At 62.8% G+C, this 15,549-nt stretch carries 12 protein-coding genes and 1 tRNA gene; 10 read left to right on the top strand and 3 right to left on the bottom strand.

Annotated elements, in window-relative coordinates; genetic code table 11:
* The first annotated feature begins 137 nt into the window (after positions 1-137).
* The 4 genes from ACTIFF_RS08140 (at position 138) to ACTIFF_RS08155 (ending at position 7,153) form a co-directional block, all read left to right on the top strand.
* Positions 138-1,331: a DUF1329 domain-containing protein gene (locus ACTIFF_RS08140; RefSeq protein ID WP_439536380.1), complete on the top strand. Its 1,194-nt coding sequence runs from the start codon at positions 138-140 to the stop codon at positions 1,329-1,331.
* Between the two features lie 150 nt (positions 1,332-1,481).
* Positions 1,482-3,449 carry an AMP-binding protein gene (locus ACTIFF_RS08145; protein ID WP_439536381.1) on the top strand — a complete coding sequence of 656 codons (1,968 nt, stop codon included), beginning with the start codon at positions 1,482-1,484 and terminating at the stop codon, positions 3,447-3,449.
* A 170-nt stretch (positions 3,450-3,619) separates the two neighbouring features.
* Positions 3,620-4,855, top strand: coding sequence for an acetyl-CoA C-acyltransferase (locus ACTIFF_RS08150; RefSeq protein ID WP_439536382.1), 1,236 nt, complete (start codon positions 3,620-3,622; stop codon positions 4,853-4,855).
* A 243-nt stretch (positions 4,856-5,098) separates the two neighbouring features.
* Positions 5,099-7,153 (top strand): sigma-54-dependent Fis family transcriptional regulator, encoded by a 2,055-nt coding sequence (locus ACTIFF_RS08155; protein ID WP_439536383.1) that lies wholly within the window; start codon positions 5,099-5,101, stop codon positions 7,151-7,153.
* Between the two features lie 61 nt (positions 7,154-7,214).
* Here ACTIFF_RS08155 and ACTIFF_RS08160 read toward each other — a convergent pair whose 3' ends face one another.
* Together ACTIFF_RS08160 and ACTIFF_RS08165 are read right to left on the bottom strand one after the other, a co-directional pair.
* Positions 7,215-7,925: an anti-sigma factor gene (locus ACTIFF_RS08160; RefSeq protein WP_439536384.1), complete on the bottom strand. Its 711-nt coding sequence runs from the start codon at positions 7,923-7,925 to the stop codon at positions 7,215-7,217.
* On the bottom strand, positions 7,922-8,485 hold the full coding sequence (locus ACTIFF_RS08165) for a sigma-70 family RNA polymerase sigma factor (protein WP_439536385.1): 564 nt from the start codon (positions 8,483-8,485) through the stop codon (positions 7,922-7,924). Before ACTIFF_RS08165 ends, ACTIFF_RS08160 begins: the two co-directional genes overlap by 4 nt.
* A 607-nt stretch (positions 8,486-9,092) precedes the next feature.
* Between ACTIFF_RS08165 and ACTIFF_RS08170 the strand changes: the two genes are divergently transcribed.
* The 4 genes from ACTIFF_RS08170 to ACTIFF_RS08185 all read left to right on the top strand — a co-directional run bounded on the left by ACTIFF_RS08170 (position 9,093) and on the right by ACTIFF_RS08185 (position 13,327).
* Positions 9,093-10,388: a DEAD/DEAH box helicase gene (locus ACTIFF_RS08170; protein WP_439536386.1), complete on the top strand. Its 1,296-nt coding sequence runs from the start codon at positions 9,093-9,095 to the stop codon at positions 10,386-10,388.
* Positions 10,389-10,520: 132 nt separating this feature from the next.
* Complete coding sequence (purE, locus tag ACTIFF_RS08175; protein WP_439536387.1) at positions 10,521-11,027, top strand: 5-(carboxyamino)imidazole ribonucleotide mutase; 507 nt, start codon at positions 10,521-10,523, stop codon at positions 11,025-11,027.
* Between the two features lie 168 nt (positions 11,028-11,195).
* A complete protein-coding gene (locus tag ACTIFF_RS08180; protein ID WP_439536388.1) occupies positions 11,196-12,341 on the top strand; it encodes a 5-(carboxyamino)imidazole ribonucleotide synthase in 1,146 nt (381 codons plus the stop codon).
* A gap of 5 nt (positions 12,342-12,346) precedes the next feature.
* On the top strand, positions 12,347-13,327 hold the full coding sequence (locus ACTIFF_RS08185) for an L-threonylcarbamoyladenylate synthase (RefSeq protein ID WP_439536389.1): 981 nt from the start codon (positions 12,347-12,349) through the stop codon (positions 13,325-13,327).
* Here ACTIFF_RS08185 and ACTIFF_RS08190 read toward each other — a convergent pair.
* Entirely contained in the window at positions 13,314-14,057 is a 744-nt protein-coding gene (locus ACTIFF_RS08190; RefSeq protein WP_439536390.1) for a DUF3108 domain-containing protein, read from the bottom strand. The two genes, ACTIFF_RS08185 and ACTIFF_RS08190, sit on opposite strands and share 14 nt — an antisense overlap.
* A gap of 100 nt (positions 14,058-14,157) precedes the next feature.
* On the opposite strand from ACTIFF_RS08190, the gene ACTIFF_RS08195 reads away from it, so the two are divergent.
* Positions 14,158-14,233, top strand: a tRNA-Ala gene (locus ACTIFF_RS08195).
* Positions 14,234-14,487: 254 nt separating this feature from the next.
* The gene (locus tag ACTIFF_RS08200) at positions 14,488-15,549 is read left to right on the top strand and encodes a Gfo/Idh/MocA family protein (RefSeq protein WP_439536391.1); all 1,062 of its coding nucleotides are present in this window, start codon (positions 14,488-14,490) and stop codon (positions 15,547-15,549) included.

The raw sequence follows: 15,549 nt of genomic DNA on the forward strand, positions 1-15,549 counted from the left end.
AGTAGGAGACGATGCAAAACCAAGGCAACCAGACGTTACGTCGCAGTGCGCTGCGAACAGGCGTCGCAGGCGCAATCACCCTCGCGATCGGATTGGGCGCGAGCCCGGCCTTCGCGAAGGAGCTTCCCGCAGGCTTCGTGATCAACAAGGAAAACTACGACAGCATCAAGAACGACACCTTCGAGAACAAGACCATCGCCAGCATGGTCCCGGAGAAGCTCGAGTGGATGATCAAGAACTACAACACGACCATCAAGCTCGCGAACTCGAAGAAGATCGAGATGGATCCGAAGTACGTTGAATGGTCGAAGAAGAACATCAACAACGTCAAGTTCAACCCGGCTGACCGTACGGTGTCGGGATGGGAAGCCGGCATGCTGTTCCCGCCGGAAACCATCAAGATGGACGACCCGCATGCCGGCGACAAGGTGATCTGGAACCTGCGTGCCGCCACCTACGGCGCCACGATGGACCTGCGCGACATCGCCTGGGCCTTCCTGGATGCGAAGAAGGGTTACGAGCGGGTGCAGGCCTTCCAGTCGCGTCGTTACTACATGGAAGGGCGTCTTGACGGCGGCCCGGTCACCGTGGGCAAGGGCGACATTTCGCAGAAGACCTACTTCGTGGCGACCTACCCGCAGGACATCCGCGGTCTGGGCCTGTTCTCGGTTCGCTACAACCAGGCTGACTCGAAGGTGCCGGATGACTCCTACGCCTACCTGAAGTCGGTGCGTCGCGTGCGTCGCCTGTCGGGCGGCGCGTGGATGGACCCGATCGGTGGTACCGACCAGCTGTATGACGACTGGGACATCTGGGATGCCGCCCCGACCAAGTATGTGTCGAACAAGCTGATCGAGAAGCGCTGGGTGCTGGCCATCGCACACAGCCCGGAAATCAGCGTGGACGTGAAGCAGCCCTACACCGAGCCGGCCAAGCGCTTCCCGCGCATCGGCATCGACATTCCGCCGCACTTCAACCCGGCGCCGGACATCGGCTGGGAGCCGCGTGAAGTCTATGTCGTTGAAGGCATCCCGCCCCCGGAACACCCCTACAGCAAGAAGGTGGTGTACATGGAAGTCGATTTCCCGCGCCCGTATCTGGGCTACGCGGAAGACCGCAAGGGCGAGTTCTGGAAGATGTTCATCTTCCAGAACCGGCCTGACATCGGCGATGACGGCTACAAGGCGGTCATGCCCGTGATCGGACACATCATCGACGTCAAGCGTGGTCATGCCACCAACTGGTCGTCGAACATGAAGTCCAATCCGGCCGGCGTCAAGGAAACCGACGTGTCGCTCAACGTGCTGGAAGAAGTCGCAACCGGCAAGTAAGTTCTTTTGCAAGTATTGCTGGTACCTCCTCCCGGCATGTTCGCCCGCCCCCGCATTCAGCGGGGTCGGGCTTTTTTCTCATGTCCGGCGGAGATCAAGACGTGAGCAGGAACCCACGTTTGCGTGATTTCACGGTCACAAGGTTCAACAATGAAGGTATTCACGCCCTCTGATTACGAATGGAAGGGTACCCGGCTTGCCCTGTTCATCGAACGTCATGGATATGGAACGCTGGATCAATTGCAGGAAGATGCAGAACGCGATCCCGCCACGTTCTGGGATCGGGTGTTGCAGGACATCGGGCTGGAATGGCTGGTCCCGTATCGGCAGACGCTCGATCTGTCGGGTGGAATCATGTGGCCGGACTGGTTCGTCGGCGGCCGACTGGATCTGGTCGACAATCTCGTCGGCAAGCATGCGAGGCGACGCAGCGAAAAGATCGCGATCCGTTGGGAAGGTGATGCGGGAGAATGCCGCAGCCTGAGTTACGGTGATCTTGCCGATGAAGTGGCCCGTGTTGCGTCCGGACTGCTTGCCATCGGCATGCGCGCGGGCGACCGCCTTGCAATCTACCTTCCTATGATTCCGGAAGCTGCAGTGGTCATGCTTGCTGCAGCCAGCATAGGGGTCGTGTCGGTCCCGCTTTTTTCAGGCCTTTCGTCCGATGCCGTAGCCAGATGTCTGGTGGATGCGGGGGCTACGGCGCTGATCTGTGCGAACAGCCATGACCGGCGCGGCCAGCCGGTACGCATGCTCTCCGATGCGTTGAGCGCTGCGTCTCAATGCACGTCGATCCGCCATGTCATCGTGGTGGAACGGAAGTCGTCGCCCGCCGCACTTCGATGCGACCAGGAGGCCCTCGACTTTGACGTACTTGGCTACGAAACACTGAAGTCGCTCCCGCCCCACGCTGCGGGTGCGCAGAGCTTTCCACCTGATCAGACCCTGCTGCTGATCTACACCTCGGGCACGGCAGGACAACCGCGGGCTGTCATTCATACCCACGCCGGATTTCCGGTCAAGGCAGCGCAGGATCTCGCGATGGCGTTTGATCTGAAGGCCGACGACACCCTGATGTGGGTGACCGACATGGGCTGGCTGATGGGGCCGTGGATGGTGTTCGGCGGCCTGATGCTGGGCAGCACCATCGTGTTGTGCGAAGCGCCCCCTGACCATCCCGATCCCGGTCGGCTTTGGCGCGTCGTCAAGGCTCACGGTGTGACGCACCTTGGTTTTTCGCCCAGTCTCGTGCGCAGTCTCATGGGCAGTCACGACGCGGTACCTCCGCCCGGCATGCTCGATACGCTGAAGGTATTCGGTTCGACCGGCGAGGCATGGAATGAAACGCCCTGGCTGTGGTTGTTCGAAACCGTCGGTAAGCGCAGGCGGCCCATCATCAACTATTCAGGCGGGACGGAAGTCGGCGGCGGAATACTGACCTGCTTCCCGGGCTTGCCCCAGGTGGCATGCGGGTTCAATGGCCCGGTGCCCGGCATGGCGGCAGACATTGTCGATGCCGCGGGGCGGCCGGTCCGCGGGAGTGTCGGCGAACTGATTGTTCGACAGCCATGGCCCGGCATGGCGCGCGGTTTCTGGAAGGACTGTGCGCGCTACGAGGAAACCTATTGGTCGCGCCTCCCGGATGCCTGGCTGCATGGCGATTGGGCCAGCATGGACAGCGATGGCTACTGGTTCGTGCATGGTCGCAGCGATGACACGATCCGCGTGGCCGGCAAGCGACTCGGCCCGATCGAGTTCGAATCGGCGCTCGTGTCGCACCCGCTGGTCGCCGAAGCGGTTGCGGTGGGCGTTCCCGACGCCGTGAAGGGGGAAGCCGTTGTGTGCTTCGTCCGCCTGCATGACGCGCGTACCGATTCCGATACGGGCTGGAGTGTATGGGAGTCCGAACTGTCCGATCACGTGGCACGTTTGCTGGGAAAACCTTTTCGTCCGGCACGTATACATGTCCTCGGACAGATTCCGAAAATGCGCAACGGCAAGGTGCTGCGCAGGGTGCTTCGCAGTGCCTACATCGGGCGACCCATCGGCGACCTTTCCTGCATGGAAGATCCACGGTCCATTGACGAAGTGCTCAGCCTGCGCAACGTGTGGGCTTGACTGTCCGAATTTGGTGCGTCCTAATATCGAACACATGGAAGCATCGTGCGACACCGTCGTCGATGCGCGGGAAATCCACTTTGTGACCTCGATTTTCGATGCGGGGCCTCGAACGTGCGCCGGGATGTTGCGGAAAGCAGCACCGAGCGGCGCATTTCCCGTGACATGGTTTGGCGCAACCCTTTCAGGAGCGTGAATTGAAGTCAGCCCAGGATCCTATTGTCATCGTTGCGGCTCGCCGCACCCCACTGGGCGGCTTCCTGGGTGAATTGTCGTCCCTCACCGCCCCGCAACTGGGTTCGATCGCGCTTGCTGCTGCGGTGCAGCAGGCGGGCATCGATGCGGCAGACATCGACGAGGCCTACATGGGCTGCGTACTGCCAGCGGGTCTGGGACAGGCGCCGGCCCGGCAGGCGGCCTTGGGTGCCGGTCTCCCGTATTCGTGCGCTTGCACGACGGTCAGCAAGGTGTGCGGATCAGGCATGAAGGCGGTGATGCTCGCACATGATTCGATCGTCGCCGGCTCCGCAGGCATCGTTGCTGCGGGCGGCATGGAATCGATGAGCAATGCGCCCTACCTGCTCGCGCGTGCGCGCGGCGGCTACAGGCTCGGTCATGATCGGGTCATCGACCACATGTTCTTCGACGGGCTTGAGGACGCATACAACGACCGTGGTTCGTTGATGGGTGTCTTCGCCGAACAATGTGCCGAAGAATACGGTTTCTCCCGAGCGGACCAGGATGCGTGGGCGCTGCGCTCGCTGACGCGTTCGCGCGACGCTACCGCAACCGGCGCCTTCGACTGGGAAATCGCGCCGGTCTCGGTTGCCGGCAAAGGGCGCGGCGCTTCGCCGACCGTCATCTCGCGCGATGAGCAGCCGCAGTCGGCCAAGCCGGAAAAGATTCCTGCACTCAAGCCTGCGTTCAAAGCGGATGGAACTGTCACGGCCGCGAATTCGAGTTCGATCTCGGATGGTGCTGCCGTCGTGCTGATGATGCGCGCCTCGCGTGCGGCGGCCCTCGGTCTGACACCGCTTGCCCGTATCGTCGCCCACGCGTCCTACGCGGGTGAACCGCGCCGTTTCCCGATGGCTCCCGCGTTTTCGATCCGGAGTGCGGTCGAACGCAGTGGCTGGAAGATGGCGGATGTCGATCTTTTTGAAATCAACGAAGCATTTGCAGTGGTGACCCTCGCCGCGATCCGTGACCTCGGTCTGGATGCGGATCAGGTGAACCCCCACGGTGGTGCCTGCGCGATGGGGCACCCGATCGGCGCAACCGGAGCGCGCCTGATCGTGACCCTGCTTGGTGCACTGCGCCGTGCAGGCGGCCGTCGCGGTGTGGCAAGCTTGTGCATCGGTGGCGGTGAAGCCACGGCAGTGGCGCTTGAGTTGTGGCAGGAGTAAGCTTCACGTAAGTTTCGGATACACCAGCGATTTATCGCCCGCCACGGCGCGCGTATGGATCGCTTCAGTACTTCCGGCGAAATCGCTTTCGTCGGCGCAGCACGTTTAAATTCAGCCCGCGAGACGGTGTACCTCGAAGTACATCGCTACGCGGGTCCTGGAGGAGTCGGACCCGGTGCTTCGCAACGCAATGTTGTGGCGTACAGGGCATCCGTCTGCCTCCGTGCAAAAAAGGAGGTGGCCATGGATGTAAGGGACGACGATCAAAGCCAGATGTTTTCCCGCCCCGAGCGTGACCGGGACGTCATGAAACACTGGGAGCGTGTGCTCAACGGCGAGGAGTGCAGCTCCGATGCGCTGCGCCGGCTGATCGACGATTCCTGGCGCCGTTGTCTGAATGCGCATGTTGATCCCAGCAAGTACCAGGCGCCGCCCCCCCTGAGCGAAAATTCGCTCTATTCCCTGCAGCAGAAGCACGGTGATCTGCTCAGCGCCAGCACGCCTGTCATGGCGATGGCGCGTGATTTTCTGGCCGAAACAGGCACCATCATGGTGCTTACGGACCACAGCGGTACCATTCTCAGCCTCGAAGGCGACCATGCGACGCGTGAAGAAGGCGAAAGCATGAACATGACGCCCGGCGCAAGCTGGAGCGAAACAGCCTGTGGCACCAACGCAATCGGCACGGCAATCGCCGTGCGTCATCCGGTTCAGATCCACTCAGCCGAGCATTACTGCGCTGGCATCAAGCGCTGGACCTGCTCGTCGACCGTCATTCTTGATCCTTACGACAGTTCAGTGCTTGGCGCGATCGACGTGTCCGGACTGCACCAGACCTACAACCGTCACAGCCTCGCGCTGGTGGTGGCGACAGCCAGCAAGATCGAGGGACGTCTGGCCAAGCATGAAATGGGTATCCGTTTCCGTCTGCTTGAGCGCTGCATGCACCGACTGACGCATTCCAGTGGCGACGGTGTGGTGGTTTTCGATCGCCGCGGCAATCCGGTCAAGACCAACGAACGGGCCGAAGAAGCACTCAATCAACTCGCAGTGGGTCGTATCGGCTCGCGCAGGCTGGATATCGCTTCGATCTCGCTCGGCCATGCCACCGATGACGGCCTGCCTGCCGGACTGCAAGGGTGGATCGCCCCGGAATGGCTGGAACCCGTCTTCGACAACGGCCAGCGCATCGGTACCTTGCTGACCATTCCGATCTTCCGACCTCGAGCAGCGCACAGCAGCGCAGCGACGCTGGTGGCGGAAAGCGCGGCACAGGAACCGAGCAAACTTGACTGTGTTGTGGGCAAGGATCCGGCGCTGGTCGAATCGGTGGAGCGCGCACGTCAGCTGTCCAAATCAAATGTGCCGGTGCTGCTGCTCGGCGAAACCTGGGTCGGCAAGGAAGTCTTTGCCAAAGGTATTCACGATTGCGGCAGCGCGAAGTCGGCGCCGTTCGTCGTCGTCAATTGCGGTGGCCTGTCGCGCGAGTTGCTGGCGACTGAGCTGTTCGGCTATGCGGAAGGGTCTTTCACCGGTGCACGACGCGGCGGCATGATGGGCAAGATCGAAGCGGCAAACGGCGGCACGCTGTTTCTGGACGAATTGGGTGAAATGCCGCTCGACATGCAGCCGCACCTGCTGCGCGTGCTCGAAGAGGGCGAAATCTACCGGCTCGGCGAGAATGCGCCGCGCAAGGTCAAGTTCCGGCTCATCACCGCGACCAACCGCGACCTGCGCAAGGAAGTGACGGATGGGCGATTCCGCATGGATCTTTATTACCGCGTCGCCGTGACCAGCATCCGCATCCCGCCGCTGCGCGACCGTCTGAGCGACATCCCGGTGCTGTCGCGTGCGCTGCTCGAAAAGCTCGCGCTGCATCATGGTGTGCCGGCACCGCAACTCAGTGCGGCAGACCTCGGTGACCTGTCGTCCTACTCGTGGCCTGGCAATGTGCGTGAATTGCGCAATGTGCTGGAGTCCATGCTGCTGACCGGCGAACGCCCGCGCGCGATCATCCACACCGATGAACCGCAGGCTCGCGGCATTCGCCCGTTCGACATGCCGATGCACGGCGGAGATCAGCAGATGTTCGGCATCGGCGAAGTGCGTGATAGCCGGCGTCTTGAAGAGGCCGAGCGCGAAGCCATTTTGAGCGCGATCGACGGCAGTCATGGAAACATGGCGCTGGCCGCGCGCTCGCTCGGCATTGCCAAGAGCACGCTTTATCTGAAACTGAAGAAGTTCGGGCTGGATGCGCTGGTTGAACGTGCCCGCGAGGTTCACGCCAAAGGCCATTGATTCAACGAATTAAAAAAGGAGGCCGGCGTCCGTCGGCCTCCTTTTTTTTGCCCCGAAGTTTTTACATCACCTTGACTGCGCGGCCGATGTAAAGGATCGGACCGGTCGGACGATCGATCGGCGAGCCCTTTTCCGGCTCCAGCGTGATTTCGAACAGCTGGTTGTTTTCCAGTGGTGGCAGCTTGTCCAGTCTCACATCCAGCGTGCGGCCCGGCTGAACCAGCCCGAGCGAAACCGGGCCCGTCCACTTGTCTGCCTTGGTCCAGAACTGGAAAGCCTTGGCTGGAGGCACTTCGCCGCTGCCCAGCGGGATGAGTTTGAGCGACTGTTCGGTGCTTGCCTGGATCACCCAGCCCGGTGCCTTGTCGTCGGGCGCCACCAGCACGACCATGTAGCGCGGCGTGTCATCGCGTGGCGCACCGGCCAGGCCAGCAACCGCCAGTATCGTTGCGGCGGCAAATCCCGTTGCCGCAAGGGAGCGCCAGAAGGCCAGGTTGTCCCACAGACGGCTCCACGCCGAAGCCTCGACGGCAGGCTTCGTGCGCGCCACCGGTGCGATGCTGCGTTCGATGCGCGACCACAGCGCCGGGGGCAGTGCCTCCGGTTCGACCATGGCAGCCAGCGGAAGCAGGCGTTCCTCCCAATAGGCCACCGCGCGGGCGAGGGCGGGGTCGGTCGTCATCTGCCGGCTCACCTGCGCACGTTCATCATCATCCAGCACGCCGAGTACATAGAGGCCGGCGAGTTCATTGTTGTCCATGGGCTCATTCATGCCAGACACTCCTTCAGTGCCTGCAGACCGCGGCGTATCCAGGCCTTGACCGTACCCAGCGGCGTCTTCATCCGACTTGCGATTTCCGTATGCGTGCAACCGTCCAGATAAGCGAGCAGGATGCTTGAACGCTTTGCGTCATCAAGTTTTCCGAGACAGTCGTACAGCTGCCCGGATTCGGACGACAGCAACACCTGTTCGTATGGATCCGCGGCACTTGAGCCCGATTCATCTGCAAATACGGCCTCCTGCGTGGCCTCTACCGACACTTCTCGTGCATGGTTCCGGATGTGATTCAACGCGCCGTGGCGAACGATGCTGTAGATCCAGCCACGCGCTGAACCGCGGCTGGCGTCGAAGCTCGCGGCCTTTTCCCAGATCCGAACGAAGGCGTCGTGCAGGACATCCTCGGCAACGTCGCGCCGTCGCACGATGCGCAGTGCGACACCGAGCAGCCGGCCACCCTCCAGCTGGTATATGCGATGCAAGGCGCCGCGCTCGCCCTTTACGCATGCAGCGAGGGCGGCTTCGAAATCAAAGTCGTCCGTCAGTGAGCTCATCAAGTCATCCGGAGGAAGGGGCGAACCCGCCGAAGTATGTCAGCAAGCTCGCCGATCGTGCCAGGGTCCGTGCTTATTTGATTCGTGCGTCACCTTGCCCTTGGGCAACCCGCGGGACGGGCAGCCCGCGCACCACATGGCCGCGTTGTACCGCCTCGCCTGACGGCCAGTCAGGCGGCGTCGGTGCGCCTTGCCCTGCGACGCGCCGGCTGCACGCGTGATGTACGAGTCAAATGAGAACGCACCCTGGCGTCTGGTTTGTCTGTCTGTTACCCGAATCCGGGCAGGATGGATGCAGCACGATGGGTGTTCGCGCTGACATGTGTCACGTGAAATGTTGCAATGCGAAAAAGCACTTGCAAACATACGCGAGCGTCTGTAAAGTCCGCCCTCAGTGCAGAGCGGCCGATTTCCGATCGGCTTCCGGGTGATTCCGGTGCGTGCACAGCAAGTTATCGTCCCTGGCCTGTCTTTTTCTCCCGCCTGTTTGGTCATGCGTGGTTGATCGGTTAGTGCCGATAGATCGTCGGGATTTCGCCCGACCAACCCGCTCCCTCCGTTCTGCCCCGTGCAGCGCGGACGGTGGCCATCGTGTGGAAAAAAACTCATGGAATTCTCAGAACTCGGTCTCAACGAAAACCTTCTTGGCGCAATCGTCGAGGCCGGCTACCCCAATCCCACGGACGTTCAGCAGAAGGCAGTGCCTGCTGCGCTGGCCGGCCGTGACCTGATGGTGTCGTCGCAAACCGGCTCGGGCAAGACCGCCGCATTCATGTGGCCGGCGCTGAACCGCCTGATGCAGGAGTCTTCGGTCAAGGCGCGCGGTCCCCGCGTGCTGGTGCTGACCCCGACCCGCGAACTGGCGATCCAGGTGACCGAAGCCTGCCGCAAGTACGGCAAGGGCATGCGCTACGCCAAGGCAGTCAGCGTGGTAGGCGGTACATCCTATGTCATGCAGAACAAGCTGCTGGCCCAGCCGTACGAGGTGCTGGTCGCCACGCCCGGCCGCCTGATCGACCAGATGGACAGCGGCCGCATTGATTTCGGCCGCCTCGAAATGCTGGTGCTCGACGAAGCCGACCGCATGCTCGACATGGGTTTCATCGAAGATATCGAAGCGATCGTCGAGCGCCTGCCGCAGAATCGCCAGACGCTGCTGTTCTCGGCCACCTTCGAACCGCGTGTCTGCCGTCTGGCCGAGCGCCTGACGCGCGATGCACAGCGTATCGAAATCGTCGCCACCGCAGCACAGCACGAAAAGATCGAACAGCGCCTGCTGTTCGCCGACGGCATGGGCCACAAGCAGCGTCTGCTCGACCACCTGCTGCGCGGTGAAGACGTCGAACAGGCCATCGTGTTTACCGCGACCAAGCGCGATGCAGACCAGATCGCCGAAACGCTGGGCGAAAACGGTTTCCTCGCTGCTGCGCTGCATGGCGACATGCATCAGGGCGAACGCAACCGCACACTGGGTCATCTTCGTCGCGGTGCGCTGCGCGTACTGGTGGCGACCGATGTCGCTGCGCGCGGCATCGACGTGGCCGGTATCAGCCACGTGATCAATTTCGACCTGCCGAAGTCGGCGGAAGACTATGTGCACCGTATCGGCCGCACGGGTCGTGCCGGCCGCAGCGGCATCGCGGTCAGCCTGGCGTCCGGCGACGACGTGCGCCGCGTCAAGACGATCGAACGCTTCATCCGCCACGTGATCCCGGTGCACACCATTCCGGGCCTGGAGCCGCGCGTACAACCGCGCAGCACCGCACCGCGCAGTGCTCGTCCGGGCAGCTCGGCACGTCCGGGCGGCTGGGGTGCAAAGCCGGGTGGCGCACCGCGCCGCGAAGGCGGTTACCGTGGTGGCGCAGGTGGTGGCCGCACAGACCGGGCACGCCGCCCGGACTGATCGCTGAAGCAGCCTGGCGCGGGCGAAGGGGCATCGGGGAACCGGTGCCCCTTCGCTTTTTCATTTATTGCCGCGCAGGTGTAAAGTTCGCACCTTTTTCCGGGCGGCATGGGCTGCCGGAGGACCTTGACAATGAGTGCTTCTGAAGCGGCGCGAGCGCCCCAGGTTGGCGTGGTGATGGGGTCGAATTCCGACTGGGACACACTGCGTGCCGCAACGGCGTTGCTCGAGCAGTTCGGCGTGCCGTTCGAGGCGCGTGTCGTGTCGGCGCACCGCACGCCGGACCTGCTGTTCACCTATGCCGAGCAGGCGCGCGCGCGCGGCCTGCGCGCCATCATCGCCGGGGCCGGCGGCGCCGCGCATCTGCCGGGCATGCTGGCGGCGAAGACCACTGTGCCTGTACTGGGGGTGCCGGTGCAATCGAAGGCACTCAACGGCATGGATTCGCTGCTGTCGATCGTACAGATGCCGAAAGGCGTTCCGGTCGCCACCTTCGCCATCGGCGAAGCGGGCGCGGCCAATGCGGCGCTGTTTGCGATTGCCTTGCTGGCGGGCGAAGATGCAGCGCTTGCCCGGGCACTCGATGCATTCCGCGCGCGGCAGACCCAGACCGTGCTCGACATGAAGCTTGACGGCTGAGCACGCGTTTCGGTGCTGCAGGCAGGCATCGGCAACCTGTCTTGCGGACGTCGTATGGGTTCTCGTTGTGCAGGTTCTTGTATTCGTTGAATTTCATTCCACTTCGGGCAATGCACCGCCAGGTATGGGCGATGCCGGTACGAAGCGCTTTCATCGGAGTCGCAACACATGATTCTTCCTCCCGCGACACTGGGCATGCTGGGAGGCGGTCAGCTTGGCCGCTTCTTCGTACTGGCCGCTCATGAGATGGGTTATCGGGTGATCGTGCTCGATCCGGACCGGAACAGTCCAGCCGGGCGGGCGGCCGATGAACACCTGTGTGCCGCCTACGACGACGCGGATGCGCTGGAGCGACTGGCGCAAGGCTGTGCGGCGGTGACCACCGAATTCGAGAACGTGCCGGCAGACACGCTGGACCATCTCGCCAAATTCATCCCGACCCGTCCTAACGCCGAGTGCGTGGCTGTGGCGCAGAATCGCATCGCCGAAAAAACTTTCCTGTCGGATCGCGGTTTCGCGGTCGGGCCGTTCGCCGCGGTCACCAGCGCTGTGCAGATCGAGTCGGTCGATCCGGCGCTGTTCCCGGCGGTGCTGAAGGTGGCGCGCTTCGGTTACGACGGCAAGGGGCAGGCGCGGGTGGCCAACGTGGCGGAAGCCAAGGCTGCGTTCGAAAGTTTCCGCGGCGAAGCCTGCGTGCTGGAAAAGATGCTGACGCTCGACATGGAAGTGTCCTGCGTGCTGGCCCGCGATTCGGCCGGCCGAGTCGAACCTTTTCCGATCGCCGAGAACAGCCATCGCAACGGCATCCTGGACGTGAGCATCGCGCCGGCGCGCATCAGCGGCGCGCTGGCCGCCGAAGCGACTGAAATGGCGATCGGCATTGCCGCCGAACTGGGTTACGTCGGGGTACTCGGCGTCGAATTCTTCATTTCGGAAGGCCGGCTGCTGGTCAACGAAATGGCACCGCGACCGCACAACAGCGGTCACTACACGATCGATGCGTGCGTCACCAGCCAGTTCGAGCAGCAGGTGCGCATCCTGTGCGGCCTGCCGCTGGGCGACGCGCGACAGCATTCGCGTGCGGTGATGGTCAATCTCCTGGGTGACCTGTGGTACGAGCGTGATCCGCACCATGCGCACGAGCCTGGATGGTCGCGCCTGCTGCGCGTCCCCGGATTGAAGCTGCATCTGTATCGCAAGCACCACGCGCGCCATGGTCGCAAGATGGGGCACTTCACGGTGCTCGGCGAGTCCGGCGAGCCCGTCATCGATCTGGCGATGAACGCACGTTCAGCGCTCGGCATCGAGGATTGAGCCGCGTGGTGGCGGGCAATGCGGATATCGACGCGGCGGCCCGATCGCTGCGGGCCGGCGAGCTCGTCGCGTTTCCGACCGAAACCGTATATGGCCTGGGCGCCGATGCACTGAACCCCGATGCCGTGCGCCGGATCTTCTCCGCGAAGGGCCGGCCGGCGGATCATCCGCTGATCGTCCACCTGCCGGAGACTGCCCTGATGGTCGCCTGGGCGCGCGACATCCCGCGCGAAGCGATCGCGCTGGCAAACGCGTTCTGGCCCGGGCCGCTGACGCTGATCCTGAAACGCGACGCCGATGTACCGGAAGAAGTCACCGGCGGGCAGGACACGGTCGGTCTGAGGGTTCCGGCGCATCCCGTCGCGCTGCAGTTGTTGCGCGCCTTCGGAAGCGGCGTGGCTGCGCCGTCGGCGAATCGCTACGGCCGCATCAGTCCGACCACCGCCGCGCATGTCCGCGATGAATTCGGCGACGCGATCACCGTGCTGGACGGTGGCGCCTGCGAAATCGGCATCGAATCGACCATTCTCGATCTGTCGGGTGAGGTGCCGCGCATCCTGCGTCCGGGGGCGATATCGGCGGCACAGATCGAAGCAGTGATCGGTCGCCCGCTTGCGGACACGGCCGGGCAGGGCGCACCGCGCGCATCAGGCACGCTGGCCGCGCATTACGCTCCGCGCACGCCAATGAAGAAAGTCGCCGGCGAACGCCTGCGCGATTTCCTGAACGCCTTTCGCCACAGCGGGCGCCGCTGTGCAGTGATTGCCCATTCCCAGCCGCCGATGGCAGATTGTCCGCACCACTGGAGCATGCTGCCGGTTGACCCGGCGGGCTACGCGCGCGGCCTGTACGCCGCCCTGCGTGAAGCCGATGCCAGCGGTGGTGCGATGATCGTGATCGAGGCGACGCCGGAGGCCGGCCCCTGGTCGGCGGTGAACGATCGGCTCAAGCGCGCGCTGGCCGGGGCGGGCATCACGCCACTCTGAACGACGTCAGTTCCCAGACGATCCAGTCTTCGCGAAAGTAGGGCATGCGGGCGCGCATCTTCTGCAGGTACTGCCCGCGCCATTCGCGCTTCACCCAGCGTTTCACCTCCGGCGCGTACCACAGGTTTTCGACCCGCTCGGAGTGGCTGCGGAAGAAATCCGGGTGCTCGAACTTGATCAGTCGACGCACGTTCAGCGCCTCGAACGTGCCTGCCGGCACCGTGACCGACTCGGTGCGCAGGGCGTCGATCTGCACATGCCAGCGCCTGGCGCGCGACTTCGGGTCATGCACCACCATCGACTGCCAGCTTTCGCGTGCGCCCGGCTCGAGCAGCGCGGGCAGCAGCGGCAGCGGCGGGTTGTACAGGTTGTCGTAGTCGTACACCGAATCGCGCGTAACGACCCACGGCGCGTCGTATTCCTCGCGCTGGTCGTGGCGCAGGCCGCTCAGCGGCTTGCCCTCGACTTCAAGCCGCAGCACCGGCGAAGCCCCGGCCTCTGCAATGTAGCGAATCTGCGCCTGGCGCTCGCGGTTGTAACCGTTGAGCTCGTCGTAAGCCCATTCATCACCCGTCGCGATCGCCGATGCATCGTGATCGCCAACCCTCGAATACAGCCCGGCCGTCGCGCAGCCTGACAGCAAGGCCGGTACCGACCCCGCCGCCAGCAGTGCGATGCCGTTGCGCATGAAAAGCCTGCGTTCCTGCCCGCGTGTTTCGTCCGATTCCATCGTTTGCTCCGTCACTTGATTCCATGCAGCAGTGCGACCGATTTCTGCGTCGCACGTTCCTTCACAAGCCGCCTGAGGCGCACTATACTGCGCGCTCGTTGGGGGGGTAGCTCAGCTGGGAGAGCGTCGCGTTCGCAATGCGAAGGTCGGGAGTTCGATCCTCCTCCTCTCCACCAATATAAAAAAAGCCAAACACCTGTTTGGCTTTTTTAGTTTGCGCACCTGGCAATCGCTGTCACATGGCCAGTCCGGCTGGTTGCCTACTTTCTTCGGTCGGCGTTTTTTTGAGGCCTGCCCGGGGAAAATCAATCCCGAGTAATCTGTCAACCCTGCCGCGCATGCTCATGTCAATGTATCCTTCAGCCCGTTTCGTTGTCGCGTGACACGGAATCGACAACGTTCTTAGGCTGTTTTCACATGATCCGAACTGATGCGACATTTCCCGGACGCCATCCTCGATAGAAAGATCCGTTTTGCGCTGTTGGGTTGCGGCCGCATTGCACAGAACCATTTTTCGGCGATTGCGCAGCATGCAGACGACGCCGAACTGGTTGGTGTGTGCGACGTCGACGCAAGGGCGCTTGATGCGGCAGCGGCGCTTACAGGCGCCAAACCCTACGCGAGCCTGCGCGATATGCTCGCCGATGCGTCCGCCGACGTCTTCGTCCTGACCACCCCGAGTGGCTTGCATGCACAAGAGACGATAGAGATCGCGGCTGCGTCACGTCATGTGATGACCGAAAAGCCCATGGCCACTCGCTGGCAGGACGGTTTGCGTATGGTGAAGGCGTGCGATGACGCGAACGTGCGGTTGTTCGTGGTCAAGCAGAACCGTCGAAACGCCACGATTCAGTTGTTGAAGCGGGCAATCGATCAAGGCAGGTTCGGGCGCATCTACATGGTCAATCTGAACGTTTTCTGGACGCGTCCCCAAGCCTATTACGACAGCGCCGCGTGGAGGGGAACGTGGGAGTTCGACGGCGGCGCCTTCATGAATCAGGCGAGCCACTACGTCGATCTGCTCGACTGGTTGATCGGCCCGATCGAAAGCGTCCAGGCCTACACGGCCACATTGGCCCGGAACATCGAGGTCGAAGATACCGGTGTGATCAGCGTCCGCTGGCGCTCGGGCGCCCTTGGATCGATGAATGTGACGATGTTGACCTATCCCAAGAATCTCGAAGGCAGCATCACCATCATCGGCGAAAAGGGTACCGTTCGACTGGGTGGCGTCGCGGTGAATGAAATCCAGCACTGGGCGTTTTCCGAGCCGCATGAGGATGACCTCAAGGTCGAGCAGGCCAGCTACGAGACGACGTCGGTATACGGCTTCGGTCACCCGCTCTACTACGAGAATGTTATCAAGGTGTTGCGTGGCGAAGCGGCACCGGAAACGGATGGCCGGGAAGGTCTGAAGTCACTGGAGACATTGATTGCGGCCTATATGTCCGCGCGCGACGGCAAGCGCGTGGCACTTCCGCTCGATTGCTGA

Source organism: Methyloversatilis sp., assembly GCF_051861465.1.
Classification (GTDB): Bacteria; Pseudomonadota; Gammaproteobacteria; order Burkholderiales; family Rhodocyclaceae; genus Methyloversatilis.

Bases quoted from the DNA above. Each gene is read 5' to 3' on its own strand.
- ACTIFF_RS08180 (WP_439536388.1), top strand. From the start codon at position 11,196: ATGATTCTTCCTCCCGCGACACTGGGCATGCTGGGAGGCGGTCAGCTT.
- ACTIFF_RS08165 (WP_439536385.1), bottom strand. From the start codon at position 8,485: ATGAGCTCACTGACGGACGACTTTGATTTCGAAGCCGCCCTCGCTGCA.
- ACTIFF_RS08155 (WP_439536383.1), top strand. From the start codon at position 5,099: ATGGATGTAAGGGACGACGATCAAAGCCAGATGTTTTCCCGCCCCGAG.
- ACTIFF_RS08190 (WP_439536390.1), bottom strand. From the start codon at position 14,057: ATGGAATCGGACGAAACACGCGGGCAGGAACGCAGGCTTTTCATGCGC.
- ACTIFF_RS08170 (WP_439536386.1), top strand. From the start codon at position 9,093: ATGGAATTCTCAGAACTCGGTCTCAACGAAAACCTTCTTGGCGCAATC.
- purE (WP_439536387.1), top strand. From the start codon at position 10,521: ATGAGTGCTTCTGAAGCGGCGCGAGCGCCCCAGGTTGGCGTGGTGATG.
- ACTIFF_RS08200 (WP_439536391.1), top strand. From the start codon at position 14,488: ATGCGACATTTCCCGGACGCCATCCTCGATAGAAAGATCCGTTTTGCG.
- ACTIFF_RS08145 (WP_439536381.1), top strand. From the start codon at position 1,482: ATGAAGGTATTCACGCCCTCTGATTACGAATGGAAGGGTACCCGGCTT.
- ACTIFF_RS08160 (WP_439536384.1), bottom strand. From the start codon at position 7,925: ATGAATGAGCCCATGGACAACAATGAACTCGCCGGCCTCTATGTACTC.